Genomic DNA, 25,995 nt, shown 5'->3' with positions numbered 1-25,995 from the left:
TCCACATCCGCCGGACCGAGATGCGCGTCGTGCAGGGCCTGGCGGACGACCCGCTCCTGGGACGGGCCGTTCGGCGCCGTCAGTCCGTTGCTGGCGCCGTCCTGGTTCACGGCGCTGCCCCGCACCACCGCGAGCACCCGGTGGCCGTTGCGGCGCGCGTCCGACAGGCGCTCCACCACGAGCAGTCCGACACCCTCCGACCAGGAGGTGCCGTCGGCCGCCGCGGCGAAGGACTTGGACCGGCCGTCCGGGGCCAGGCCCCGCTGCCGGGAGAACTCCACGAACATGCCGGGCGAGGACATCACGGTGACGCCGCCGGCCAGGGCGAGGGTGGTCTCGCCGGAGCGCAGGGACCGGATCGCCAGGTGCAGGGCGACGAGCGACGAGGAGCAGGCGGTGTCGACGGTCACGGCCGGGCCGATCAGGCCCAGTTGGTAGGCGATACGGCCGGACAGGACGCTCGGAGTGGTGCCGGTCAGCACATGGCCCTCGACGGTGTCCGGGGCCTCGTGCATCCGGGGCCCGTACTCCAGGGCCGTGGCGCCGACGAAGACGCCGGTGCGGGTGCCCTTCAGGGCGGCGGTGTCCAGGCCGGCCCGCTCCATGGCCTCCCAGGCGGTCTCCAGCAGCAGGCGCTGCTGCGGGTCCATGGCGAGGGCCTCGCGGGGCGAGATGCCGAAGAACTCGTTGTCGAAGAGGGGGGCGTCGTGCAGGAATCCGCCCTCGCGGACGGTGCTGTGGCCGCTCGCGGTGGCGTCGCCGTCGTGGAGGCCGGGGTCCCAGCCGCGGTCGGTGGGGAAGCCGGAGACGGCGTCTCCGCCCTCGGCGACCAGCCGCCACAGGTCCTCCGGGGAGCCGATCCCGCCCGGGTAGCGGCAGGCCATGCCGACGATGGCGATCGGCTCGTCGGACTCGGCGGCCGGGGGCAGTTCGTCCTCGTCCTGTTCGGTTCCGGTCAGCAGGGTGTCGAGGTGGTCGACGAGGGCGGCCGGGGTGGGGTGGTCGAAGAGGAGGCCGCTGGGCAGCCGCAGGCCGGTGGCGGCGGACAGCGCGTTGCGCAGCTCGACCGACATCAGGGAGTCGAAGCCGAGGTCCTTGAAGGTGCTGTGGGCCTCGACCCGGCGGCCGTCGGGGTACTCCAGGACCGCGGCGATCCGGGCGAGGACGAGGGCCGTGGTGTCGGCGCCGGGCAGCGCGGCCGGTGCCGGCCGGGCCGCGGGCCCGGCTGCCGCCGACGGGGTCTCGGCGGGGAGGGCAGCGGTGCGGGCGGTGCCGGTGATCCAGTAGGGCTCGCGCTGGAAGGCGTAGGTGGGCAGGGCGACGCGTCGGCCGCCGGTGCCGGCGTGGACGGCCGTCCAGTCGATGTCCGTGCCGCGTACGAACGCCGTGGCGAGCGCGGTGAGCAGGGTGCGCGGCTCGGGCCGGCCGGCGCGCAGCATGGCCAGCGGCAGCGCCGCCTCGGTGTCCGGCAGGCAGTCGGCCGCCATGGGTGCGCAGACGGCGTCGGGGCCCAGCTCCAGGAAGGTCACCGCGCCCTCGGCGGCCAGGGCGCGTACGGCGTCCAGGAACCGGACCGGGCGGCGCACCTGCTCGACCCAGTAGTCGGGGGACGTCCACCGGCCGGGCTCGACCGGACGGCCGGTCACCGTGGACACGGCCGGGATGCGCGGCTCGTGGAAGGTGAGTCCGGCGACGACGCGGCGGAAGTCCTCCAGCATCGGGGTCATCAGCGGGGAGTGGAAGGCGTGCGAGACGGTCAGCCGGCGGGTGCGGCGACCGTCACCGGCGAGCTGCTCCGCGATCCGGGTGACGTGCTCCTCGGTGCCGGACAGCACGACGGAGCGGGGCCCGTTGACGGCGGCGACGGCCACCTCGTCCGCGTGCTCCGCGAGCCGCGGCAGCACCTCGTCCTCGGCGGCCTCGACGGCGACCATGGCACCGCCGGACGGCAGTCGCTGCATCAGCCGGCCGCGAGCGGCCACCAGTCGGGCGGCGTCCGGCAGGGACAGCACGCCCGCGACGTGCGCGGCGGCGATCTCGCCGATGGAGTGGCCGGCGACCAGGTCGGCGGTCACCCCCCAGGAGGCCAGCAGCCGGTGCAGGGCGACCTCGACGGCGAACAGCGCGGGCTGGGTGTACCCGGTGTCGTCCAGGCCGTCGCCGGAGTCGATCACCTCGGCGAGCGGGCGGTCCAGCAGCGGATCCAGTACGGCGCACACCTCGTCGAAGGCGGCGGCGAACTCCGGGAAGGCGGCGCGCAGTTCGCGGCCCATGCCGAGGCGCTGGGCGCCCTGCCCGGTGAACAGCAGCGCGGTCCGGCCGGACCGGACGGTTCCGGTGACGACGTGGGCCGCGGCCGTACCTGCGCCGAGCGCGTCGAGCCCGGCCAGCATGGCGTCCCGGTCGGCGCCGAGGACGACGGCGCGGTGCGCGAAGGCCGTCCGGGTCGCGGCCAGCGACCAGCCGACGTCCACGGGACGCGGGGCGGTCCCGCCCTCGACGGCGGTCCTCAGCCGCCCCGCCTGGGCCCGCAGGGCGTCGTCGCCGCGGGCCGAGACCAGCCAGGGCCGCAGCGCGGCACCGGACTCGGCGGGCTGTTCGGCCGTCTCCGGTGTCGTGGCCGGTGCCTCCTGGAGCACCACGTGGGCGTTGGTGCCGCCCATGCCGAAGGACGACACGCCCGCGATCAGCGGCCGGTCGGGCACGGGCCAGGCCGAGAGGTCGCGCTGGACTTCCAGGCCCAGGTCGGCGAGCGGGACGGCCGGGTTCGGCGTCGCGAAGTTGAGGCTCGGCGGCAGGGCGCGGCGGCTGACCGCCAGCACGGTCTTGACCAGGCCCGTGATGCCCGCCGCGCCTTCCAGGTGGCCGATGTTGGTCTTCACCGAGCCGACCCGGAGCGGCGCCCCACCGGCCCGGTCGCCGCCGAGCACCGCGCCGAGTGCTGCGGCCTCGATCGGGTCGCCGACCGGGGTTCCGGTGCCGTGGAGTTCGACGTACTGCACCTGGGCGGGGTCGACGCCGGCCCGCTCGTACGCCTCGCGCAGCACCTGTTCCTGGGTGGCCTGACCGGGGACGGTGAGGCCGGGGGTGGAGCCGTCGTTGTTGACGGCGCTGCCGCGGACGACGGCGAGGACCGGGTCGCCGTCGGCGAGGGCGCGGGACAGCGGCTTGAGGACGACGGCGGCGCCGCCCTCGCCGCGGACGAAGCCGTTGGCGCGGGCGTCGAAGGTGTAGGTGGTGCCGTCCGGGGACAGGCCGCCGAACCGCTCCTGCGCCACCGCGCTCTCCGCGAGCAGGTTGAGGTTGACGCCCGCGACGATCGCCGCGTCCGCCTCGCCGGCCCGCAGCGACTCGCAGGCGAGGTGGACGGCGACCAGCGAGGAGGACTGGGCCGAGTCCACGGTGAGGCTGGGGCCCTGGAGCCCGAGGTGATAGGACACCCGGTTGGCGATGACCCCGCGGTTGACCCCGGCCATGGTGTGCTGGGTGACGGCGGCGGCGCCGTGCTGGTAGAGGAGGGCGGCGTAGTCGTCGCGCAGGGTGCCGACGAACACAGCGGTGCGGCTGCCGCGCAGCGCGGCGGGCACGATGCCGGCGTGTTCCAGCGCCTCCCAGGCGAGTTCCAGCACGAGCCGCTGCTGCGGGTCCATGGTGACGGCCTCGCGCGGGGCGATGCCGAAGAAGGCGGCGTCGAAGGTGTCGACGCGGTCGAGGAAGCCGCCGCGGCGCGTGCCGGGCGCAGTGTCCCCGGGCGCCCCGGGTGCGCTCTCGTCGGCCGCGGACCGCAGCCGGCCCTCGGGGGGTGGCGTGATGGCGTCGGTGCCGGTGCGCAGCAGCTCCCAGAACGCCTCGGGGCCGTCGGCACCGGGCAGGCGGCAGGACAGTCCGACGACCGCGATCGCCTCCGCCTCGCCGCGGGTGAAGGGGGATTCGGACTGGTGCTGATTCGTCATCGTGCTCGACTGCCTTTCCGACGGAATTGCCAAGACCTGCCGGGACTCTCCAGAGCGTGTGGCGCACCGGGCGGGCCGATCGTAGGCAGGGGATTCTCACCCGCCCCTCAGTAATCGCCCTCAATCCAGTAATTCTGTTTACGGCGAGGCCGGTTGATTACCGCGCGATGGGCCGGTGCAGAGCAGCACCGCATAGTTTCCGTAGCGGAAATTCCCGGACGCCGACTACCGAGAAGGCAGGTCGACTCTTCCCATGTCTCAGCTGCTGGAGAACCTGGAAAAGCACACCGCGCAATACGTCGAGGCATTCAACGCCGGCGACTTCGAGACCCTGGACGCCTTCTACACGGAAGAGGCAGTGGCGGTCTGGGAGCCCGGAGAGCCGCTCACGGGCCAGGCCCGGCGGGACTACCAGCGGGAGTTCCTCGCCCGCAGGCCGAAGATCTCCACGACGACCCGGCAGTCGTTCGTGACCGGCGACACCGCGCTGCTGATCGTCGACTGGGTCATCGACACGGTCGACGACCAGGGCGCCCCGGAGCGCCTGACCGGCACGGGCGTGGACGTCCTGCGGCTCGGCGAGGACGGCATCTGGCGCTACGCGGTGGACGACCCGTACGGCCAGGACTGACCCGCCGCACCCCGCCCACGACGCGCCGCGGCGCGCTCGGCGCACCTCACGTCCCTTCCGTCGCACTCATCCCACAGAGAGGCGGGCCGGTCCCATGGCCTTCGACTTCAGTACCGACTTCGACCCCGAGAACCCCGACCTCACCGACAACACCGAGATACAGAACGAGATCTTCCTGCAGGCGTTCAACTCCGGTGACGGGGCGCTGTTCAACCGCCTGTACCTCGAGGACTCGATCTCCAACTTCTCCGGCGAGCCGCTCACCGGTGCGGCCCGGCTGGCGTTCTTCAAGGAGTTCCTGGCCCCGAAGCCCTCGCTCAAGGCGGAGGTCACGCACGCGTACGTCGCCGGGGACGTCGCCCTGATCGGGGTGAAGTACAGCATCGACACCACCGGTGAGAACGGCGAGCCGGTCCATCTGGAGGGCGTCTGCACCGACGTCCTGCGGCGGGGCGAGGACGGCCGCTGGCTGATGTCCATCGACCGTCCGGTGGCCGCCACCGGCCTGGTGGCGGAGTAGGCGGAATCCCGAGGCGCGGTGTGCCCCCGGGAAGGCGACTTCCCGGGGGCACACCGCCGGGCCCCGGCCTGAACGCGCAGTTTTCCTGAACCGTTGTGACGAGGAGAAAGACCCATGGCCACCGAAGAAGAACTCGCCTCCGTCCTCGACGGGGTGCGCGCCGCCGTACCGGCCCTGCGCCACAACGGGCAGGAGAGCGAACGGCGCCGCTGGATCGTCGAGGAGAACATCCAGCTGCTGGAGAAGGCCGGGGTCTTCCGCGCCGCGGTGCCGAGGACCTACGGCGGGCTCGACCTGGACGCGGCCCAGCAGGCTCGGGTGGTGTCCGAGGTGGCGCGCGGCTGCCCGTCCACGGGCTGGCTGACCATGGTGTGGCTGACCAGCGCCTGGTGCGTCAGCCTCTATCCCGACCGGGCCCAGGAGGAGGTTTTCGCCGGCGGCTCCACCCGGGTGTCGATCGTGTTCGCGCCGACCGGGACGCTGCGGCCGGTGGAGGGCGGCTACCGGCTCACCGGTACCTGGCGGTTCAACTCTGGGGTGCGCGGGGCCGACTGGGATCTGCTGGCCGGCGTCGTGGAGCAGCCGGACGGCTCGCACCAGGAGCTGGTCGCGCTCGTACCGACCGGTGAGCTGACCCTGGACGACGACTGGCAGGTCTCCTCCGGTGCGGGCACCGGCAGCGTCACGGTCACGGCCGACGACCTGTTCGTACCGGCGTACCGCACGGTGCCGCTGGAGGAGGCGATGGTCAGCGCCACCGGTGACCGCGCCAACACCGGGGCGACGGGTCGCAACTACGGTCTGCTGGGCTACATCCTCACCAACGTGGCGGCGGCCCTGACCGGCATCGCCCAGGGCGCGTACGAGCTGTTCCTGGAGCGGGTGCCCGGCCGCGGCATCACCTACACGGACTGGACCGACCAGCGCGAACACCCGGTCACCCAGCAGCACCTGGCCGTCGCCGCCAACAAGATCGAGGCCGCCCGGGCGCTGAACGAGCGCTGCCTGGCGGTGCTCCAGCGGGGGGCCGACGCCGGCGAGCAGCCCACCGACGAGGAGAAGGCCGTCATCCGGGGCCGCACGGCGTACGCCGGTCAGCTGGCCAAGGAGGCGGTCGAGTCGCTGTACGCGGCCAGCGGCGGTTCGGTGATCCGCACCGAGGTGGACCTGCAGCGCTTCCACCGTGACATCCAGGGCTTCTCCCTGCACGCCCTGGTCCAGCTCGGGGCGAATCTGGAGGTGCAGGGCCGGGTGCTGATGGGGCTTGAGCCCGGCACGTACTTCCTCTGACCTTCCTCCGGCCCTCCGCTGATCCGGCCGCCGATCCGGCGAGGGCCGTCCCGACGACGGGGACCGGTGCGGCGGTCCCCGTGCGGGCGTGCGGTGTCCCCCGCGCCGGCACGCCGAAGGGCCCGGACCGCTTTCCGCGGTCCGGGCCCTTGCCGTGTCCGGGCTACGGCTGCTTCGGCGAGCTGTGCTCCGGGCCGCGGAACAGCTCGGTCATCGCGGCGTAGCTGTGGCCGCCGAGGCCCCGGGCGATGGCGCGTTCCATCAGGGTGTGCACGAAGCGCGGCAGTTCGGCGTCGACGCCCTGCGACCGGCTCTCGTGCAGCAGGTGCGCCAGTGCGCCGAAGTGCACCTCCAGCGTCGCGTCCCGGGCGGGGTAGGCACCGTCCCCGGCGTCGATCTGCCCCGCGTAGTCGGTGGCGAACAGCTTGACGGCGTCCACCCACTTGACCGCCCAGGGCAGGAACTCCGACGCCTTGACGTCCGCGGTTTCCAGCAGGGCCGCGCCGTGCAGGAAGCTGTTCAGCGTGCCCCACATCATGCCGAGCAGCGCCACGTCGTACAGCGGTGCGAGGCCGTGGTCCTCGCCGAGGTGGGTGGTGCCGCCGCCGAGCAGCCGCAGCGTCTGAGCGTGCCGTGCGTAGGCCCGCTCGGGCCCGGCGTAGAAGAACACCGAGTCCTCGGCGCCCACGCCGGCCGGTACGGTCATGATCGCGCCGTCGAGGTAGTCGAAGCCCGCCCGGCGGGCCCAGTCCGCGTTCGCGCGGGCCTGGTCGGAGGAGCCGGAGGTCAGGTTGGCCACGACCCGGCCCGCCAGCCGGTCGGTCACCGGGTCCAGTACGGCGTGCAGGACGTCGTTGTCCGACACGCACACGACGATCAGCTCGGCGGCCGTGACCGCCTCGGCAGGTGTGGCGGCACGCAGCGCGCCCTGCGCCACCAACTCGTCCACTTTGCCGGCCGAGCGGTTCCACACCGTGGTCGGATGCCCTCCCTTCAGGAACGCGGCTGCCAGCGCGTGGCCCATCAGTCCCAGACCGATGACGGTCACCGGTGAACGATCCTTGTCCGCCATGAAGACTCCGTTTCCTCGACGTGGAAAATGCGCCGGGTCATCAAAACAAGGGCGGCGAACGGACGGTTCACCCTCGGGGAATTCCCCGGTCTGGGCCCGGTCATCGGCGGTTCACGGGAACGGCAGCCATAACGGGCGAGCGGATTCCCGGCCCGTGCGCCCGGGAAAACGGGGTCATTCGGCGGCGGGTGCCACCCGGCCGAACCGGCCGTCGACGAAGAGCAGCCCTCCGCCCTCGGCGACCTGCCCCGCCCCGAGCACGGTGCCGATGAAGATGGTGTGGTCACCGGAGGCGTGCGCGTCCGTCAGCTCGCACTCCAGCCAGGCCAGCGCACCGCCCAGCAGCGGGGCGCCGGTGTGCCGGCCCGGGGTCCAGGCCACCCCGTCGAACTGGGCGGCGCCCAGGGTGCGCTTGCTGTTCGCGAAGTGCCGGGCCAGGTCCTCCTGTTCGGCGCCGAGTATGTTGACGGCGAAGCGTCCCGCCGAGGAGAGCGCGCCGTGCATCACCGCGCTGTGTCCCACGCTGCACAGCACCGAGGGCGGTTCGAGGGACACCGAGCTGAAGGCGTTCGCCGTCATCGCGTGCAGCTGTGCGCCGCCCACGGTGATCACGGTGACTCCGGTGGCGAAGCGCGCCATCACGGTGCGCAGCACGGCGGGAGTCACCGCGTCGAGGGCGGGCGGGGAGGCGGACAGGGCGTCGAGGTCAGCGGGCGCGGAATTCATTCCGTATTCTCCGATCCTTTTCGCGGGGCGCTCTCAGGCCCTGCCGTTGGCCGACCAGGGCCCGCTTTCGTCAACGTACCGTCGGGAATCCGGCAGCCCGTCATCCGCCGGTAATCGCCTGCTCCCGCCCGTCGCTCACCTGTGCTCGGGGCCGGCCGAAGAGCCGCCGATGACCGGCCGTTGACCAGAACGGCGCAATCTGAACCCATGGACACCAAGAACTCCGCGGCCGAGGGCCCGGAACTGGCCGAGCCGTATCTGCGGGAAGTGCTGGGCACGGCCGGGCTGGCCGTCGAGTACGTGCGGGCCGAGGGCAACACGCTGTACCGGCGCGGCGAGGACGGCGGCGAGATCCCGGTCGCCGACTTCGCCGGCGGCTACGGTTCGGTGCTGCTCGGCCACAACCACCCTGACCTGGTCGCCTGCGCCCGGGAGCTGCTCGACGCGGGCACGCCCGTGCACGCGCAGTTCTCCCGGCACCCCTACGCCAACCGTCTCGCCGCCGAGCTGAACCGGATCGTGCACCGCGAACTCGGCTCCACGGAGCCCTACTTCGCCATCTTCGCCAACACCGGGGCGGAGGCCGTGGAGGCCGCCGTCAAGCATGCCGAACTGGACCGGGTACTGCGGATCGCCGCGCTGCGCGAGGAACTGGAGCGCTCGGCGGACCGGGCACGGGCGGCGGTCGCCGCCGGGGAGGCCGAGTTGCCGGCCCGGGTCCGCACCCGTTTCGGGATCCCCACGGGAGCCGGGACGGCCGCCGCCCTCGCCGAGTTGACGGCACGCCTCACCGCCGAGAACACGGCCCGGTTGAACCGGCCGCCGCTGTTCCTGGCGCTGGAGGGCGGCTTCCACGGCAAGCTGGGCCTGAGCGTGCAGCTCACCCACAACGCGGCCTACCGTACGCCGTTCCAGGCGCTCGCCGCGCAGGCGCGGTTCGTGCCGCGGGACCGGCCCGAGGTGCTGAAGGAGATCCACGCACAGGAACGGGGCGTCGTGCACGCCCTGGAGGTGACGGACGGCCACGTGGACGTCATGGAGCGGGAGTTCCCGGTGTTCTGCGCCTTCCTGGTGGAGCCGATCCAGGGCGAGGGCGGCATACGGGTGCTCGGCGCCGAGTTCGCGGAGGCGATCCAGCAGTTCTGCGCGGAGACCGACGTCCCGCTGATCGTGGACGAGATCCAGAGCGGCATGGGGCGTACGGGCACGCTGCTCGCCTCGGCGCAGACCGGCCTGGTGGGCGACTACTACACGCTGGCCAAGACGCTCGGCGGCGGGCTGGCCAAGACGTCGGTGATGCTGGTGCGCGAGGCCCGCTACCGGCGGGAGTTCGAGATCGTGCACAGCTCGACCTTCGCCAAGGACAGCTTCTCCTGCACCATCGCCCTGAAGGTGCTGGAACTGCTGGAGGCCGACGGAGGGGCGGGCTACCGCCGGGCCGTGGAGCGCGGTGCGGCCCTGCGGGCGGTGCTGGAGTCCGTCCGCGCCGACTTCCCCGAGGTGGTGAAGGAGGTCCGGGGCAAGGGACTGATGCTGGGACTGGAGTTCCACGACCAGAGCGGCTCCGCCTCCGAGTCGGTGCGTTCGCTGGCCGTCAGCGGACTGTTCGGCTACTTCCTGGCCGGCCACCTGCTGCACGTGCACGGGGTGCGCACCTTCCCGACGGCGAGTGCGGTCGAGACGCTGCGCTTCGAGCCGTCCGTACAGGTCTCGGACGAGGAGATCGCGCAGCTGGAGGCGGGCCTGCGGGACGTGTGCCGGCTGCTGCGCGACGGGGACGGCACCCGGCTGGCGGGAGCGGTGGCCGGCTGACCCCCGGACACCGGCAGCGACCCCGGTCCGTGCCCGCACCTCGGCGCCAGTGACCGCCCGGCCGATCTCATTGCATTGACGTTACCGTCCTTTGGGAACACAGGGATTGACATGATCGGTCCGGGTCGGGTGACGACCGGGCCGAGGGAGGAAACGGGGGAGACGTCATGGAGTTCCGTCTACTGGGACCACTCGAGGTGGAGGGGCCGTCGGGGCTGGTCGCTCTCGGCGGCACCCGGCAGCGCGCGGCACTGGCCTATCTGCTGCTGCACGCGGGCGAGGTGGTGCCCACCCGGCGCCTGCTGTCGGCGGTGTGGCCGGCGGACCGGGTGCCGGGCACGGCACGCAAGATCCTGCAGAACGCGATCTGGCGGCTGCGCCGGACGCTCGCCGTGCCGGGCGAGGCGCAGGCGGCACAGCTGGTGACCCAGGCGCCCGGATATGTGGTGCGGGTGCCGCCGGAACGGATCGACCTGCTGCGGTTCGAGCGGCTGGCGGCACAGGGCCGGGCGGCCCTGCTGACCGGCGAACCCGCCCGGGCCCGCGGGGCGCTGCGCGAGGCGCTCGCGCTGTGGCGCGGCCCCGCCCTGGCGGATCTCGCCGAGGCCGGCACGGTGTGGCCGGAGCTGGCGGGGCTGGAGCAGAAGCGGCTCGACGTCATGGAGGACTGCTTCGAGGTCGAACTCCTGTGCGGCCAGCATCAATCGGTCCTGCGCGACCTCGACGCCTTCGTCCGGGCCGAGCCGCTGCGCGAGCGGGCCTCGGGGCAGTTGATGCTCGCCCTGTACCGCAGCGGGCGCCAGGCCGACGCGTTGCACGTCTACGCCCGCATCCGCACCGCCCTCGTCGAGGGCCTCGGTCTGGAGCCGGGCCGCGAGATGCAGCGCCTCCAGTCGGCCATCCTCGCCCAGGACCCCCAACTGAACCTGCCCGGCCCGCCGTACGGCACCGGCCCGGACTCCCCGCCGACCCTCGCCCACGGCACCGCCCCGGCTTCCTTACCGTACGGCGCCGGCCCGGGAACAGCCCCTGCCCCTGCCCCTGTCTCGGGCAACGGTCTGGCTCCGGCACCGGGATGGGCTTCCGGCGTGGACGCCGGACCGGGTTGGGCCCAGGGCACCGGAACAGATTGGGCCCGGGGCACGGGGCCGGCATCCACCCAAGGCACCGGACCGGGCTGGGCTCAGGACACCGGACCGACACCCACCCAAGGCACCGGACCGGGTTGGATTCAGGACACCGGACCGACACCCACCCAAGGCACCGGACCGGGCTGGGCTCAGGACACCGGACCGACACCCACCCAAGGCACCGCACCCGGTTGGATTCAGGACACCGGACCGACACCCACCCAAGGCACCGGACCGGATTGGGGCCGGGGCACCCGGCCGGATCCCGCCCAAGGCGCCGAACCGGCATCCGTGCAGAGCCCCGTGCCCGTCATCAAACCGAACGCCGGACCCACCATCGGACCTGGCCCCGCCTTCCTTCCCACCCGTGGAGCGGAGCCCGCCCTGGGCTCCGAAGCACCGGGCACCCCAGGCACCGGAGCCGCCGCCGACCTCGGCTTCGGAGCAACCCCTTGGCCGGACTACGGAACACCCCGTGCGCCGGCCACCGGAGCAACCCCCGGGCCAGACACCGGATCGGCCCTCGGACCACGCACCGGAGCAGCCCCCAGCCCGCCCACCGCCCCTCGCACCGCCCCCGGCCCCCTGCACGACGCCGCGCCGGCGAACGGACCGGCCCCCACCCCGGGCGCTGCTCCCCCGCCGACCGCCGTCACCGCCGTACCCCCGGTGGGAGACCCTTCCCGCACCGGGACCGGCACCTCACCCGACAGCCGAGGCGGTGCCTACCGGTCCGGCTCTGTCCTGATGATCCGCTTCGGTCTGGGTACGGAGTTCGACGATCTGCCGGCCGGGGACATCGACCGTGTCCTGGACACCGTGTGCGAACTGGCGCGGGAGGAGATCGAGAAGTCGGGCGGGTGCGCGGCCTGGTCGATAGGGTCCGTGCTGCTCAGCCTGTTCGAGGAGGAGCCCGGCCGGGACGGCTGCGCGGAGCGGGCCGTGCGGGCGGGGCTCGCGATCCGGGACTGCCTGAGCATCCCCGCCTCGCCGCTCGCCCCGCCCACCTCGGTGATCAAGGGGCTGTCGGTGCACGCGGCGGTGACGACGGGGACGGCGTACGTGTGCCGTTGGCCGTCCTCCGGCGCGGCCGGCGACGATCCCTGGATCAGCGGTGAACTCGTCGACACCTGCGAGGCGATGCTGTGCCTGACCCCGTCGGCCGAGATCCATGTCTGCGACGAGACCCGGAGCCGTACCGAGGGCGCCATCAGCTACCACCGGTTGTCCGCCGCGACCGCGACCTGGCAGGTGCGCGCGCTCCGGCCCGGCGCCGAGGGGGACGGCCCCTGCTGCGAGCGGGACTCCGAACTCGACCTGATGACCGGCTTCCTGAGCCGGGCCCGGCAGCGCTCCACCCCGCACCTGATCTCCGTTCTCGGTCACTCGGACCTCGGCCGCACCCGGCTTCTGATGGAGTTCCACCGCAGGATCGCCGAGACCGCCCCCGACCCGGTACGGGTCCTGAACGGCACGGTCACCGCGGGCGGCGACGTGCTGGCCGTACCGACCGAGATGCTGGCCGCCTGCTGCGGCATCACCCGCCAGGACGATCCCGCGACGGCCGACCGCAAACTCGCCTCCGCGCTACGCGGGCTCGCCGACGCCGGCACCGCCGCCGAACTGCTGCCCGCGCTGCGGTCGCTGCTCGCCGGGCGCCACCGCGGCGCGGACGAGCGGGACCGGCTGCTGGCCGCCTGGCGCCGGTTCATGGCGCCGGCCGCGCGCAGCGGGCCGCTGGTGCTGATCTGGGACGGCCTGCACCAGGCGGACGACGCCCTGCTGGACGCCGTGGAGCAGCTCTGCGCCGACTGCCCGGACGCGCCGCTGCTGGTCGTGGTCGGTGCGCACGACGATCTGCTCGGCGCCCGGCCGGCCTGGTCCGGTGTCGCGCAGCAGGCGATGACCCTGCGCCTCGCGCCGCTCGCCGAGGACGCGCTGGACCGGCTGCTGCGGTCGGTGTTCCTGTCCGAGGCGGACGGCGACGCGGCATGAGCGCGTGCACTGCTTCGGCCGAGGCCCGTCGATCGTCTGGAAGACACTCGACGGGCCCCGGCCCTGAGCAGGATGGGTGAAGCCCGCTGCGGTGAGGCGCTATCTGCCGTCGACCCTCTGCGGCGCCGTCGTGGCTGGTCGCGCAGTTCCCCGCGCTCCTTCGGGGCGCTCCGCCCAGACCTCGGCGGCGGCACCGGGCAGCCGCTGCAGGGTGAGGGTCACGCTGTGCCGCAGGCCGCTGCCCCACAGGGGCCTGCGGGCCAGCAGGCCGCCGGGCCGGGCGCACACCAGGATGAGCAGCGGCACGTCCTGCGGCAGCGACGCGAGCTTCTCCACGAGGCCGAGTACGGCGTCGTCGGCGGCGTGCGCGTCGTCCACGCACAGCACCAGCGGCTGTTCCCGGGCCAGCAGCACCAGCAGCTCGCACCAGGCCTCGTACGCCTCGGCCTCCTGGTCGGAGGCGTCGTGCGGCCGGCCGGGGCTGAGCCGCCGCAGCAGCCGTTCCGCGGTCTCGCTGCGTCCGGCGACCCGGTGCACGACGTCGGTGAGCCCGCGGTCGTCGGTGTCGGACAGGGGCAGTCCGCAGCAGGCCCGCAGCACGTCGCACAGCGTCCACGAGGCCCGGTCCCCGCCGCGCACCCGCACCACCCGGACCGCCTCGCCCTGGATGCTCCGGACGAAGTCGGCGAGGAAGCGGGTCCTGCCCACGCCCGGTTCACCGAGGATGGTGACCAGGTGCGGGGCGTCATGGCGTCGGGACCGGGTCAACAGGCCCTTCACCATGTCCAGTTCGGCCTCGAAGCCGCCGGACGGGTCGGGCAGGGCGGCGGCCTCGCCGGCCGTGCGCAGCCCGGCGACGGCCCGTACCCGGGGCCGTTCGGTCGGCACTTGCCGGACCAGGCCCACGGTGTCCTGCACGGCCTCGCCGTCGAGGTGGATCGCGCCGGACGGCACCGTGGCGAGCAGGGTGCGTGCCTCGTCGACGAGGCGGCCCACGACCCGTACGGGCGCGGCGCCGTCGTAGGGGTTCCAGCGCACGAGGGCCTCGCCCGCCGACACCACCGCGTGCCAGCGGGGCCCGGGGACCTGGCTGAGCCGGGCGCGCAGGGCCACCGCGGCGCGCACCGCGCCCTGCGCTGCCTCGGCCCGGTCGGTGTCCAGCCCGAACACCGCGACCCAGACCCGGCCGAGCGACCCGGCGACGGTGCCGCCGAACTCCTCGACACAGTCGGCGACCGCGGCCACGGCGTCGTACAGCGTGTGGGACTCCCCCGGACCGGCGGCGGACGTCTCGGCGGTACGGGCACCGACCAGCAGGACGGCGACCGACCTGCGCTCGGTGTGCGGGGCCGGTGCCCGGTGCGCGACCCGCTCCGGGACGGCCGCCCGAGCCGCCTCGCCCCGCGCAGCGACAGCCCGAGGCGGCGCGGGCGATACGGGTGATACGGGCTGCTCGGGCCGTGTGTGCACGGCGGGTGGCGTGGGCGCGACCGTGGCCGGCGGGGCCAGCGCGGGATCGTGGGTGAGGATGTTCTGCTGGAGCAGCTGGAGTTCACGGGAGGGTTCCAGGCCGTGCTCCTCGACCAGGGCCCGTCGTACCCGGCTGAAGACGTCGAGCGCCTCGGCCTGCCGGCCGCAGCGGTACAGGGCCAGCATCAGCTGGCCGCACAGCCGTTCCCGCAACGGCTCCTCCTCGGCCAGGGAGACCAGCTCGCCGAGGACGGAGTAGTGGTGGCCGCTGCGCAGTTCGGCCTCGAAGCGGTCCTCCATCACGTCCAGCCGGAGCTGGCTCAGCGCGGTCAGCTCGGGCCAGTCGGTGCCCGCCTCGGCGAGGTCCGCGAGCGCCGGTCCGTGCCACTCCTCCAGCGCGGCACCGAGCAGCCGGGCGGCCTCCGCGGGGCGGCCGCCGGACAGCTGGGCGCGCCCTTCGGCGACCCGGCGGTTGAAACGGTGCAGGTCCACCTGTTCGGGGTCGAGCCGCAGCACGTATCCCGGTGCCTGGGTGACCAGTTCGGGGCCGCGGTCCACGGCGCTCTCCTCGGCGAACAGGGCGCGCAGGCCCCACACCGCGTTCTGCACGATCTTCCGGGCGGTGGTGGGACGGTTCTCGTCAGGCCACAGCGCTCCCAGCAGTTCGCTGGTCGCCACCACCCGGTTCGCCCGCAGCAGGAGCAGCCCCAGCACCGCCCGCTGCTTGTGTCCCCCTAGGGCCAGCTTGTGCTCCCCCGCCGACGCCTCCAACGGGCCCAGAACCCGGAATTCCACTGCTTCCCCCTGTCGATGGACTCAAGCGGCTCCTCAGGACAGCGGTCACCTGGTCCAGCCGCTCGCTCAGATAGAAGTGGCCCCCTGCGAAGACCAGAACCTCGTCGTCCTGTCGCGTCTGCCGTGCCCAGCCGGCCACCGACGCGACCGGTACGACCGGGTCCGCATCGCCGACGAGCACGGTGACGGGGGTGTTCAGCGCGGGACCGGGCTGCCAGCGGTACGAGGCGAGGGCCCCGTAGTCGGCGCGCAGCGCGGGCAGCACCATGTCGAGAAGTTCCGGGTCGTCCAGCACGGAGGCGTCGGTGCCTCCCAACTTCCGGACCGCAGCGAGGATGGCCGCGTCGTCCGGGAGCCGGTCGTGCGGGTCCGGTGTCGGGCCGGGCGCGCCGCGCCCGGACAGGAACAGGCGCACGGGTGGCGGCACGGATCCGTCGTCGAGCATCCGCGCGGTCTCGTAGGCGACGAGCGCCCCCATGCTGTGGCCGAAGAACGCGTACGGCTGCCGCGTGTACGGCGTGAGCGCCTCGGCTATGCGGGCGGCGAGCCCGAGGATGCCGTCCGCGGGCGGCTCGGCGCGCCGGTCCTGGCGGGCCGGGTACTGGACGGCGAGGACGTCGAGTGTCCCGGAGAGCTTCCGCGACAGCGGGGCGTAGGCGGTGGCCGAGCCGCCCGCGTGCGGGAAACAGATCAGCCGACAGGCCGCGGGCAGCGGCTCGCCGAACCGCCGGAACCACCTGGTGTCCATGGATGTGTCACTCCTCCGCGCGGGCGGGGTACGAGTACGTGTACGGCTCACGGGCACGGGCCCGGCGCAGGGCACGCGCCCACCAGTCGAGCCGGTCGAGCATGGCGAGGGCGTCCCGGCGACAGTCCTCGGTGTCGAGGAACTGCCCCTCGGAACCCCAGCGCTCCTGGTAGTTGTCGAAGCTGACGGTCTCCGGGACGGTGACCGCGTGGGACTCGGCGAAGACCTGCCGGAGCTGGGCGACCGCCCACAGCCCGCCGGACGGCCCGCCGTAACAGACGAAGCCGACGGGCTTGGCGTGCCATTCGCTGTCGTACCAGTCGATCGCGTTCTTCAGGGACGCCGGGTAGCCGGAGCGGTGCTCCTGCGTCACCACGGCGAACGCGTCGGCGGCGGCGAGCCACGGGGACAGGTCCCGCACGGCGGACGGCCGCGGCACCGCGGGGTCGGCGGTCATCAGGTCCGGCAGCCAGGCCGTGGCCAGGTCGATGACGTCGACCTCGAAGTCGCTGCGCAGCCGGGCGCGGGTCGCGAGCCACTCGGCGGCCGCCAGCCCGAAGCGGCCCTCCCTGGCCGCGCCGACGAGGATCACCAGCCGCAGGCGGTCGTCGCCGTCGTCCATCCCCGCTCCTCCAGCCCCGATCGTCCGGTTCTCAAGCACCTCGACCACTGTGCGGCATATGCCTTCGGGAACGCTTCGGGTCTCCTTACGGTCGCGCTTCGGACGCTTACGGCTGTCCGTCACGGAAGCCTCGTACCAACAACCTATTGACATGACATTTTTATGACGGCATCGTACTCGCCTTAGAGCACCCGCTTAAAACGCTTTAATCATTCGTCTGCCCCAGGCCCCACCGCCTCCGGGGACGGTCGGAGCGAAGGGAAACCAGCGTGATGTCGTTCGAAGTGCTGACCATGGGCCGAGTCGGGGTGGATGTGTATCCGCTTCAGACGGGTGTGGGGCTGGCGGAGGTCACGTCGTTCGGCAAGTACCTGGGCGGGAGTCCGACGAACGTGGCGGTGGCCGCGGCGCGGTACGGGCACTCGGCTGCGGTGATCACGAAGACGGGGCGGGATCCATTCGGGGGCTTCGTGCGTGCGGCGCTGGAGGGGTACGGGGTCGACAGCGGCTTTGTCGGCACGTCCGACGTCGCGCCGACGCCGGTGACGTTCTGCGAGATCTTTCCGCCGGACGACTTCCCGCTGTACTTCTACCGGCTGCCGAAGGCTCCTGACCTGGACATCCGTGCGGATGAGCTGGACCTGGCGGCGGTGCGGGACGCGGGGATCTTCTGGGTCACCGGGACCGGGCTGAGTGAGGAGCCGAGCCGTTCGGCCACGCTGGGCGCGCTGGCGCACCGGGCCAAGTCGGGTCCGACGGTGTTCGACCTCGACTGGCGGCCGATGTTCTGGGCGGACCCGTCTGCGGCGCGGGCGTACTACGCCGAGGCCCTGCGCCATACGACGGTCGCGGTCGGCAACCTCGACGAGTGTGAGGTCGCCACCGGTGAGCGCGAGCCGTATGCCGCTGCGAAGGCGCTGCTGGCCGCCGGGGTCGAGCTGGCGATCGTGAAGCAGGGCCCCAAGGGAGTGCTGGCGATGGACCGGGACGGTTCGGCCACCGAGATCGCGCCGGTTCCGGTGGACGTGGTGAACGGGCTGGGTGCCGGTGACGCGTTCGGCGGGGCGCTGTGCCACGGCCTGCTGTCGGGCTGGGACACCCGCCGCACGGTCGCCTTCGCGAATGCGGCCGGCGCGATCGTCGCGGGCCGGCTGGCCTGCTCCGACGCCATGCCGACCGAGACCGAGGTCAACTCCAAGCTCCGCGAGGCATCCCTCGCCACCAGCGAACGAAAGGCGTGACGACGTGCTGTCCGACAATGTGACCCGGATCGTGGATGCCCGGGTCAGTGATCCCGGTGCCATCGCGGCGGCGGCCGCGCGCCGCGTCAGGGCGACCTCGCTGCTGGGCGAACACGGCAAGGCGATGATCATCGCCGCCGATCATCCGGCGCGCGGCGCCAACGGCGTGGGCTCCGATCCCACCGCCATGGCCGACCGCGCCCGGCTGCTCGACCGCCTGTGCATCGCCCTGGACCGACCCGGCGTGACCGGTGTGCTGGCCACCGCCGACATCCTCGAAGACCTGCTCCTCCTCGGCGTCCTGGACGGTAAGAGTGTCTTCGGCTCCATGAACCGCGCCGGACTCGCGGGCTCCGTGTTCGAGATCGACGACCGGTTCACCGGCTACGACGCCGAGACCATCGCCGCGATGGGCTTCGACGGCGGCAAGATGCTCACGCGTATCGCCCTGTCTGACGCGGCAACTCCGTCGGCCTTGGTGGACACCGCCCGAGCGGTCAACGAACTGAATGACCGTCAACTCATGGCGATGGTAGAGCCGTTCATGTCCGTGTGGCAGGACGGGAAGATCCGCAACGACCTCTCCACGGACGCCGTCATCAAGTCCATCACCATCGCCTCCGGCCTGGGCCGCCGTACCGCCTACACCTGGCTGAAGCTTCCGGTCGTGGACGACATGGAGCGCGTCCTGGCCTCCTCCACGTTGCCCGCGCTGCTTCTGGGCGGCGAGGTCAAGGATGCCGACGCGGCCTTCGCGTCCTGGGGCAAGGCCCTGAAGCAGCCCACCGCGCAGGGCCTGGTCGTGGGCCGCTCCCTCCTCTACCCGTCGAACGGTGATGTCGCCGGTGCCGTGGACCGGGCGGTGAGCCTGCTGTGAGCAGCAAGTACCACCAGCCCAAGGGGACTTCGGCCGACGGCCCCTACGAGGTTCTGGTCACGCCGGAATCGGCGGGCTGGGGATACTCCGGCCTCAGGATCCTGACCCTGAGGCCGGGCGAGGCACACGCCCTGTCCACCCGGGATTCCGAGTTCCTGGTCCTGCCGCTGACGGGCTCCTGCACCGTCACCACGGACGGCAAGGCCATCGAACTCACCGGACGGACAGGCGTGTTCGCCTCGGCCACCGACTTCGCCTACCTCCCCCGCGAATCGGAGGCCCTGATCAGCAGCGCGCACGGAGGTCGCTTCGCACTGCCCTCCGCCCGTACCGAGCGAAGCTCACTGCCCGCTCGGTACGGGCGCAAGGAGGACGTCCCCGTCGAACTGCGCGGCGCCGGCGCCTGCTCGCGGCAGGTCAACAACTACTGCCTCCCCGGCACCTTCGACGCCGAACAACTCCTGGTATGCGAAGTCCTCACGCCCGGCGGCAACTGGTCTTCCTACCCACCCCACAAACACGACCAGGCACGCCCGGGCGAGGAGTCAGAACTTGAGGAGATCTACTACTTCGAGATCTCCGGCGGCGAGAACGGCTTCGGCTACCAGCGGGTCTACGGCACCCAGGACCGACCGATCGACGTGCTCGCCGAGGTCCGCTCCGGCGACACCGTCCTGATCCCGCACGGCTGGCACGGACCTTCCATCGCGGCGCCCGGCTACGACCTCTACTACCTCAACGTCATGGCCGGCCCCGGACAGGACCGCGCCTGGCTGATCTGCGACGACCCCGCCCACGGCTGGGTGCGGGCCACCTGGGACTCCCAGGACGTCGACGACCGGCTTCCCTTCGAAGGAATCGACCAGCGATGAACACCGTCCGACTCACCACCGCACAGGCCCTGGTCCGTTTCCTGGCCAACCAGTACAGCGAGCGCGATGGTCAGGAGCAGCGTCTGATCCCGGGCGTGTGGGGCATCTTCGGGCACGGCAACGTCGCCGGCATCGGCCAGGCTCTGCTGCAAGCGGCCACCACTCGCGAGGCCGACCTGCCCTACTACCTCGCCCGCAACGAGCAAGGCATGGTCCACGCCTCCGTCGCCTACGCCAAGATGCGCGACCGACTGGCCACCTTCGCCTGCACCGCCTCCACCGGCCCGGGGTCGACGAACATGATCACCGGTGCAGCTCTGGCCACCACCAACCGGCTCCCGGTCCTGCTGCTGCCCAGCGACATGTTCGCCACCCGCGCCGCCGACCCGGTCCTCCAGCAGTTGGAGGACACCCGAGGCGGAGACGTCACCGTCAACGACGCCTTCCGCGCCGTCTCCAAGTACTTCGACCGGATCTCGCGGCCCGAGCAGCTCATCCCGGCGGCGCTGGCCGCGATGCGGGTGCTCACCGATCCCGTGGAGACCGGGGCGGTGACGCTGGCGTTGCCTCAGGACGTGCAGGCCGAGGCCTACGACTGGCCCGTCTCCTTCTTCCGGCGCCGGGTCTGGCATGTGAGCCGCCCGGTGCCGGAACCCAGCGCCGTCGAACGGGCCGCCGCCCTGCTACGCACAGCGCGCAAGCCGCTGATCGTGGCCGGTGGCGGGACCGTGTACTCCGGTGCCGAGACCGCCCTGCGCGCGTTCGCCGAGGCCACCGGCATCCCGGTCGCGGACACGCATGCGGGCAAGGGCGCAGTGCCCTGGGACCACCCCTACGCCGTCGGCGGCATCGGCTCCACCGGCTCATACGCGGCGAACGAGGTGGCGAAGGAAGCCGATGTCGTCCTTGGTATCGGCACCCGCTACTCCGACTTCACCACCGCCAGCCACACCGTCTTCGGCAACCCCGACGTCACCTTCGTCAACCTCAACGTCGCCCGCCTCGACGCCGTCAAGCACTCGGCCGAGCCCCTGGTCGCCGATGCCCGCCTCGGCATCCAGGCCCTCGCCGGTGCACTGGCCGACTGGGAAGTCGAAGAGTCCTACCGGCGCCGCACCCGCGAACTCATCGCCCACACAAGGGAGGTCGAGAACGAGTGCTTCGCACCGGACCGCAACACGGGTGACCTGCCCGCTCAGACGCAGATCCTGGGCGCGCTCAACGAGGTCCTGGACGACCGGGCCGTGGTCATCAACGCCGCCGGTTCCATGCCCGGCGACCTCCAGCAGCTGTGGAGGGCGAGGGACCCGAAGGCCTACCACGTCGAATACGCCTACTCCTGCATGGGCTACGAAGTAGCCGCCGGCGTCGGCGCGAAGATGGCCGACCCGTCGCGCGAGGTCGTCGTACTGGTCGGTGACGGCTCGTACCTGATGATGGCCCAGGAGATCGTGACCATGGTCTCCGAAGGCCTGAAGGTCATCATCGTCCTTGTCCAGAACCACGGCTTCGCATCCATCGGCTCGCTCTCGGAGTCGCTGGGCTCACAGCGGTTCGGCACCAAATACCGCTACCGGGACGAGAATTCAGGCCACCTCAACGGCGACGTCCTGCCGGTCGACCTGGCCGCGAACGCCTCCTCCCTGGGCGCAGACGTACTGCACGCCACCACCGTCGACGAGTTCCGCTCCGCGATGGAGAAGGCGAAGGCCTCCGACCGCACAACGGTCGTGCACGTCGAGACCGACCTCTACGGACCCAACCCGCCCGGCCACGGCTGGTGGGACGTACCCGTCAGCGAGGTATCAGCCCTCGACACCACCCAAGCCGCCTACGAGACCTACGCCGCCCACAAGCACACCCAGCGCCACTACCTGTAAGGACAACCGCTCCCGTGAACACCATTCCCCACTGGATCAACGGCACCGAGGTCACCGGCCAGGACACCGCCCCGGTCTTCAACCCGGCCACCGGCGCCGAGCAGGCCCAGGTCGTCCTCGGCGGTGCCGCTGATGTGGACATCGCCGTCACCGCGGCCTCGGCCGCCTTCGAAACCTGGTCCGAGTCCTCTCTCACCCAGCGCACCCAGGTCATGTTCGCCTTCCGCCAGCTCCTCGTGGAGCACGAGGAGGAACTGGCCCGGATCATCTCCGCCGAACACGGCAAGACCGTCGACGACGCACGCGGCGAGATCGTCCGCGGCCGGGAGGTCGTGGAGTTCGCCTGTGGCCTCGGCGACGTGCTCAAGGGATCCTTCTCCGACCAGGTCTCCCGCGGCATCGACGTCCACAACTTCCGCCAACCCCTCGGCGTCGTCGCCGGCATCACCCCCTTCAACTTCCCCGCCATGGTGCCGCTGTGGATGCACCCGATCGCCATCGCGACCGGCAACACCTTCATCCTCAAGCCCAGCGAGCGCGACCCCTCCGCCGCCAACTTCGTCGCCGACCTGTACCAGCGCGCGGGCCTGCCGGACGGCGTGTTCAACGTCGTCCACGGCGGCAAGAACGCCGTCGACGCGATCCTCACCCACCCCGGCATCGAAGCCGTCTCCTTCGTCGGCTCCACCCCCATCGCCAAGTACGTCCACGAACAGGCGACTTCACACGGCAAGCGTGTCCAGGCCCTGGGCGGAGCCAAGAACCACGCCGTCGTCCTGCCGGACGCGGACCTGGAGTTCGCCGCCAACCACATCACCGCCGGCGCCTACGGCTCCGCCGGCGAACGCTGCATGGCCGTGTCGATAGCCGTCGCCGTCGGCGACGCAGCCGACGCACTCGTCGCAGTCCTGGAACGCAAGGCCCGCGAAGTCAAGGTCGGCCCCGGCAACGCCCCCGACACCGAGATGGGCCCCCTCGTCACCAAGGCCGCCCAGGAACGCATCGAGAACGCCGTCACCACCGCCCACACCCAAGGCGCCACGATCGTCGTCGACGGCCGCGGACTCAAGGTCGACGGCCACGAGGACGGCTTCTTCACCGGCCCCTCCCTCCTCGACCACGTCACCACCGAGATGGACGCCTACAAGGAAGAACTCTTCGGCCCCGTCCTCGCCATCATCCGCGTCAACACCCTCGACGAAGCCATCGACCTCATCAACGCCAACCCCTACGGCAACGGCACCGCACTCTTCACTGCCTCCGGCGAAGCCGCCCGCCGATTCCAACGCAACATCAAGGTCGGCATGATCGGCATCAACGTCCCGGTCCCCGTCCCGATGTCGTACTACTCCTTCGGCGGCTGGAAGGACTCCCTCATCGGCGACTCCCCCATCCACGGCCCCGAAGGCATCCGCTTCTACACCCGCCCCAAGGTCATCACCACCCGCTGGCCCCAGCCCAAGCAGCAGACGACCGCAGGCTTCAACTTCCCCACCTCCAGCTGACTTCCCACATCAACTCGAAGCCCGCTTCTCAAGAACACACTTCCTGCCCCCGGGTCCCGTCAGGGTCCGGGGGCATGGGTGCGTGATCTGTGCGCACGACAGACTCGCGGTCCGCTACGAGGCCACCGCCCTCGTTGCCGCCATCAACGAGTGGTGGTGACGCACTGGTCCGACGACAACTCGAACACCCGGACTCGCCGGCCGCCGGTGGGATTGACGGTCTCACGGACCGGATGCATCCCCAGTTTGGTCATGATCCGTTCGGAGGCGTCGTTGCCCACTTGAGTGATGCTGACGATCCGCTCCAGCCCTCGCTCTTCGAACCCGAACCGTACAGCGGCCGCAGCGGCCTCGGTGGCCAAGCCCTGCCCCCAGTGGGAACGTCCCAGCCGCCAGCCGACCTCAACCGCCGGCAGTACCTCCGGCAAGTAGTGGGGCACCGAAAGGCCGGTGAACCCGGCCAGCTCGCCAGTGGACCGGATCTCCACGGCGAACAGGCCGAAGCCCTGTGACTCCCACTCGCTCTCCCATGCCTGGATCCCGCCGCGAGTCTGCTGTTCGTCACGGACGCTGCCGTCACGGATCCACCGCATGACCTCGGGGTCGGCGTTGATGGCAGCCATGGGCGCAACGTCTTCCTCGCGCCAGCGACGCAGGATCAAACGGGGAGTCTCAAGCGTGACCATCCAGTCATTCTGGATCACAGAATGGGCTCTCCGCCATCCTCACCAGGCACTTTCGATACCGCCCCAGCTCGCTGACCGGCGCAGCCCCCTCGCCCAACAGGCGGATGACCAACGGCGTCCACTTGTTCCGCTCGCGCAGGTCCAGCAGTCGACCCCAGCGGCGAAACGCACCGACGGCCGCACCAGTTCGCATCCCCGCACGGCAAAGCCGCCCAGGGCACTCACCCCTGGGCGGCTCTCCGGTCCGATGGTCCGATGGTTCGATGGTGCGATCAGGCGTCGGCCTGGAGTTGTGCGAGTTCGGCTTCGAGGTCGGCCATGGCTTCGCCGCCGGCCATGAGGTCGGTGATCTCCTCGCGGGTGCGTTCGCCCTTGCGGAAGTCGTCGGCCTTCTGGCCGCGGATGAGGACGGCGAAGTGGTCGCCGACCATCATGGCGTGGCGGACGTTGTGGGTGACGAGGATGACCGCGACGCCCTTGGCGCGGGCCTGCATGATGATGCGCAGGACGTGGGCGGCTTCCTTGACGCCGAGGGCGGCGGTGGGCTCGTCCAGGATGAGGACGTTGGCGCCGAAGTAGACGGCGCGGGCGATGGCCAGTGCTTGGCGTTCGCCGCCGGAGAGGGCGCCGACGAGGCGGTTGCCGTCGGTGACGCGGGTGATGCCCAGGGACTGCATCTCGCGTACGGCGATCTCACCGGCCAGTTTCTTGTCGAAGAGCTTGAAGGGGCCGAAGCCCTTGGTGGGTTCGGCGCCGACGAAGAAGCAGCGTCCGACGCCCATCAGGGGGAACGTGCCGCCGAACTGGTGGACGGTGGCGATGCCCTGGGCGCCGGCGTCGCGGGGGCTGTCGAAGACGACCGGGTGGCCGTTGATCTCGATGGTGCCGGTGGTCGGCTTGTGGAACCCGGAGAGGATCTTGATGAGGGTCGACTTGCCGGCGCCGTTGTCACCGAGGAGGCACAGGACCTTGCCGGCGTCGACCTCGAGGGAGATGTCCTGCAGTGCGTGGGTGCCGACGAAGGACTTGCCGATGTTGTCGAGGCGCAGGAGGGGCGCGGTCATGGTCAGGCCTTCTTCGCGGAGCGGGGCTTGTAGGACAGGGCGAGGCGGCGGAACGTGTTGTTCATCAGGACGGCGGTGAGGATGAGGATGCCGAGGATCAGGCTGGCCCAGTCGGAGTTCCAGCCGGTGTAGTAGATGCCCTGGTTGACGATGGCGAAGGTCAGGGTGCCCAGGACGACACCGAAGACCGAGCCGTAGCCGCCGGTGAGCAGCACGCCGCCGATGACGACGGCGATGATCGAGTTGAAGACGAAGGACTGGCCGTTGGCGACCTGGGCGCCGTTGTAGAGGATGGTCTGGATCACGCCGACCAGGGCGGCTCCGAAGCCGCTGGCCATGTAGAGGGCGATCTTCACCTTGGCGACCGGGATACCGGTGGCGCGGGCACTTTCCTTGTCACCGCCGATCGCGAAGATCCAGTTGCCGTACTTCATCGCCTGCAGCATCACTGCCACCAGCACCGCCAGGCCGATCCACCAGAAGATCGCGACCTCGAACTGCCCCCCGATCAGCTGGCCGAAGATCGCCTTGGACACGGGGTCGGGGCTGATGGCGACGCTGGTGGTGCCCGTCGTGACGCGGGACAGGCCCAGAGTGAGGCCGGCCATGCCGGACAGGGTGGCGAGCGTGACGACCAGGGACGGGACGTTGGTCCTCGTCACGATGATCCCGTTCAGAAGCCCGACCAGCACTCCCAGGGCCAGCGCGAGGACGATACCGACGATCATCGGGGCGCCCCAGTGGCCGGACACGATGGCCAGGGTCATGGAGCTGCCGGCCAGGACCGAGCCGACGGAGACGTCGAGTTCACCGGCGATCATCAGCAGGCCGACCGGGATGGCGATGATGCCGAGTTCGGAGGCGATGTTCAGCCAGCTCGCCGCGCCCGCCGGGGCGAGGAACTTCTCACCGCCGAAGATCGCGAAGAAGGCGAAGACACTGATCGTTCCGATGAGCGCGCCGGCCTCGGGACGGTGCCGCAGTTGCGCCAGGGGGCTTTCGGTTCGCTTCGGCGGGGCGACGGCGGTCTGTGTCTCGGCCGTCGTGTCGGGAAGTGAGGTTGTCATCGGTCTGGTGTCACCTTCGTGGAACTCGGATGGAGGACG

Annotated in this window: 19 protein-coding genes; 10 read left to right on the top strand and 9 right to left on the bottom strand. The window is 71.6% G+C overall.

Annotation, left to right across the window (positions count from 1 at the left end; genetic code table 11):
- On the bottom strand, positions 1-3,953 hold a 3,953-nt coding region (locus BEK98_RS49680; RefSeq protein WP_208643401.1), incomplete at its 3' end, for a type I polyketide synthase.
- 253 nt (positions 3,954-4,206) lie between these two features.
- Between BEK98_RS49680 and BEK98_RS44050 the strand changes: the two genes are divergently transcribed.
- The 3 genes from BEK98_RS44050 to BEK98_RS44040 all read left to right on the top strand — a co-directional run bounded on the left by BEK98_RS44050 (position 4,207) and on the right by BEK98_RS44040 (position 6,394).
- A complete protein-coding gene (locus BEK98_RS44050) occupies positions 4,207-4,584 on the top strand; it encodes a YybH family protein (RefSeq protein ID WP_094222468.1) in 378 nt (125 codons plus the stop codon).
- Between the two features lie 94 nt (positions 4,585-4,678).
- Entirely contained in the window at positions 4,679-5,104 is a 426-nt protein-coding gene (locus BEK98_RS44045; protein WP_094222467.1) for a YybH family protein, read from the top strand.
- A 114-nt stretch (positions 5,105-5,218) separates the two neighbouring features.
- Positions 5,219-6,394, top strand: a complete 1,176-nt coding sequence (locus BEK98_RS44040; protein ID WP_094222466.1) for an acyl-CoA dehydrogenase family protein — start codon at positions 5,219-5,221, stop codon at positions 6,392-6,394.
- Positions 6,395-6,557: 163 nt separating this feature from the next.
- Here BEK98_RS44040 and BEK98_RS44035 read toward each other — a convergent pair whose 3' ends face one another.
- Both BEK98_RS44035 and BEK98_RS44030 read right to left on the bottom strand, forming a co-directional pair.
- Positions 6,558-7,466, bottom strand: coding sequence for an NAD(P)-dependent oxidoreductase (locus BEK98_RS44035; RefSeq protein ID WP_094222465.1), 909 nt, complete (start codon positions 7,464-7,466; stop codon positions 6,558-6,560).
- Between the two features lie 174 nt (positions 7,467-7,640).
- The gene (locus tag BEK98_RS44030; RefSeq protein WP_094222464.1) at positions 7,641-8,192 is read right to left on the bottom strand and encodes a flavin reductase family protein; all 552 of its coding nucleotides are present in this window, start codon (positions 8,190-8,192) and stop codon (positions 7,641-7,643) included.
- 207 nt (positions 8,193-8,399) lie between these two features.
- Between BEK98_RS44030 and BEK98_RS44025 the strand changes: the two genes are divergently transcribed.
- Positions 8,400-10,004, top strand: coding sequence for an aspartate aminotransferase family protein (locus tag BEK98_RS44025; protein WP_094222463.1), 1,605 nt, complete (start codon positions 8,400-8,402; stop codon positions 10,002-10,004).
- A 167-nt stretch (positions 10,005-10,171) separates the two neighbouring features.
- Positions 10,172-13,129 carry a BTAD domain-containing putative transcriptional regulator gene (locus BEK98_RS44020; protein WP_094222462.1) on the top strand — a complete coding sequence of 986 codons (2,958 nt, stop codon included), beginning with the start codon at positions 10,172-10,174 and terminating at the stop codon, positions 13,127-13,129.
- 99 nt (positions 13,130-13,228) lie between these two features.
- On the opposite strand, the gene BEK98_RS44015 is transcribed toward BEK98_RS44020, so the two are convergent.
- Genes BEK98_RS44015 through BEK98_RS44005 form a run of 3 tightly spaced genes read right to left on the bottom strand, consistent with a single transcriptional unit; the run spans position 13,229 to position 16,764 of the window.
- Positions 13,229-15,313, bottom strand: a complete 2,085-nt coding sequence (locus BEK98_RS44015; protein ID WP_167444416.1) for an ATP-binding protein — start codon at positions 15,311-15,313, stop codon at positions 13,229-13,231.
- A complete protein-coding gene (locus BEK98_RS44010; RefSeq protein ID WP_094222476.1) occupies positions 15,240-16,142 on the bottom strand; it encodes a thioesterase II family protein in 903 nt (300 codons plus the stop codon). Before BEK98_RS44010 ends, BEK98_RS44015 begins: the two co-directional genes overlap by 74 nt.
- Positions 16,143-16,149: 7 nt before the next feature.
- A complete protein-coding gene (locus BEK98_RS44005; RefSeq protein WP_094222460.1) occupies positions 16,150-16,764 on the bottom strand; it encodes an NADPH-dependent FMN reductase in 615 nt (204 codons plus the stop codon).
- A 272-nt stretch (positions 16,765-17,036) separates the two neighbouring features.
- Here BEK98_RS44005 and iolC point away from each other — a divergent pair, with 272 nt between their 5' ends.
- Genes iolC through BEK98_RS43980 form a run of 5 tightly spaced genes read left to right on the top strand, consistent with a single transcriptional unit; the run spans position 17,037 to position 23,139 of the window.
- A complete protein-coding gene (gene iolC, locus BEK98_RS44000) occupies positions 17,037-18,005 on the top strand; it encodes a 5-dehydro-2-deoxygluconokinase (protein ID WP_094222459.1) in 969 nt (322 codons plus the stop codon).
- 4 nt (positions 18,006-18,009) lie between these two features.
- The gene (locus BEK98_RS43995; RefSeq protein WP_094222458.1) at positions 18,010-18,882 is read left to right on the top strand and encodes a Cgl0159 family (beta/alpha)8-fold protein; all 873 of its coding nucleotides are present in this window, start codon (positions 18,010-18,012) and stop codon (positions 18,880-18,882) included.
- Positions 18,879-19,754: a 5-deoxy-glucuronate isomerase gene (gene iolB / locus BEK98_RS43990; protein WP_094222457.1), complete on the top strand. Its 876-nt coding sequence runs from the start codon at positions 18,879-18,881 to the stop codon at positions 19,752-19,754. The genes BEK98_RS43995 and iolB overlap by 4 nt, the downstream gene beginning before the upstream one ends.
- On the top strand, positions 19,751-21,634 hold the full coding sequence (gene iolD, locus BEK98_RS43985) for a 3D-(3,5/4)-trihydroxycyclohexane-1,2-dione acylhydrolase (decyclizing) (protein WP_094222456.1): 1,884 nt from the start codon (positions 19,751-19,753) through the stop codon (positions 21,632-21,634). Before iolB ends, iolD begins: the two co-directional genes overlap by 4 nt.
- 14 nt (positions 21,635-21,648) lie before the next feature.
- Positions 21,649-23,139, top strand: coding sequence for a CoA-acylating methylmalonate-semialdehyde dehydrogenase (locus BEK98_RS43980; protein ID WP_094222455.1), 1,491 nt, complete (start codon positions 21,649-21,651; stop codon positions 23,137-23,139).
- A gap of 143 nt (positions 23,140-23,282) precedes the next feature.
- Here BEK98_RS43980 and BEK98_RS43975 read toward each other — a convergent pair whose 3' ends face one another.
- The 3 genes from BEK98_RS43975 to BEK98_RS43965 form a co-directional block, all read right to left on the bottom strand.
- The gene (locus BEK98_RS43975) at positions 23,283-23,825 is read right to left on the bottom strand and encodes a GNAT family N-acetyltransferase (protein ID WP_094222475.1); all 543 of its coding nucleotides are present in this window, start codon (positions 23,823-23,825) and stop codon (positions 23,283-23,285) included.
- Positions 23,826-24,097: 272 nt separating this feature from the next.
- Entirely contained in the window at positions 24,098-24,889 is a 792-nt protein-coding gene (locus BEK98_RS43970) for an ATP-binding cassette domain-containing protein (protein ID WP_094222454.1), read from the bottom strand.
- Between the two features lie 2 nt (positions 24,890-24,891).
- Complete coding sequence (locus tag BEK98_RS43965; RefSeq protein ID WP_094222453.1) at positions 24,892-25,956, bottom strand: ABC transporter permease; 1,065 nt, start codon at positions 25,954-25,956, stop codon at positions 24,892-24,894.
- Positions 25,957-25,995 lie beyond the last annotated feature (39 nt).

Source organism: Streptomyces diastatochromogenes, assembly GCF_002242805.1.
Classification (GTDB): Bacteria; Actinomycetota; Actinomycetes; order Streptomycetales; family Streptomycetaceae; genus Streptomyces; species Streptomyces diastatochromogenes.
The sequence above is the reverse complement of the archived record's forward strand: the minus strand, read 5'-3'. Positions and strand labels throughout refer to the sequence as shown.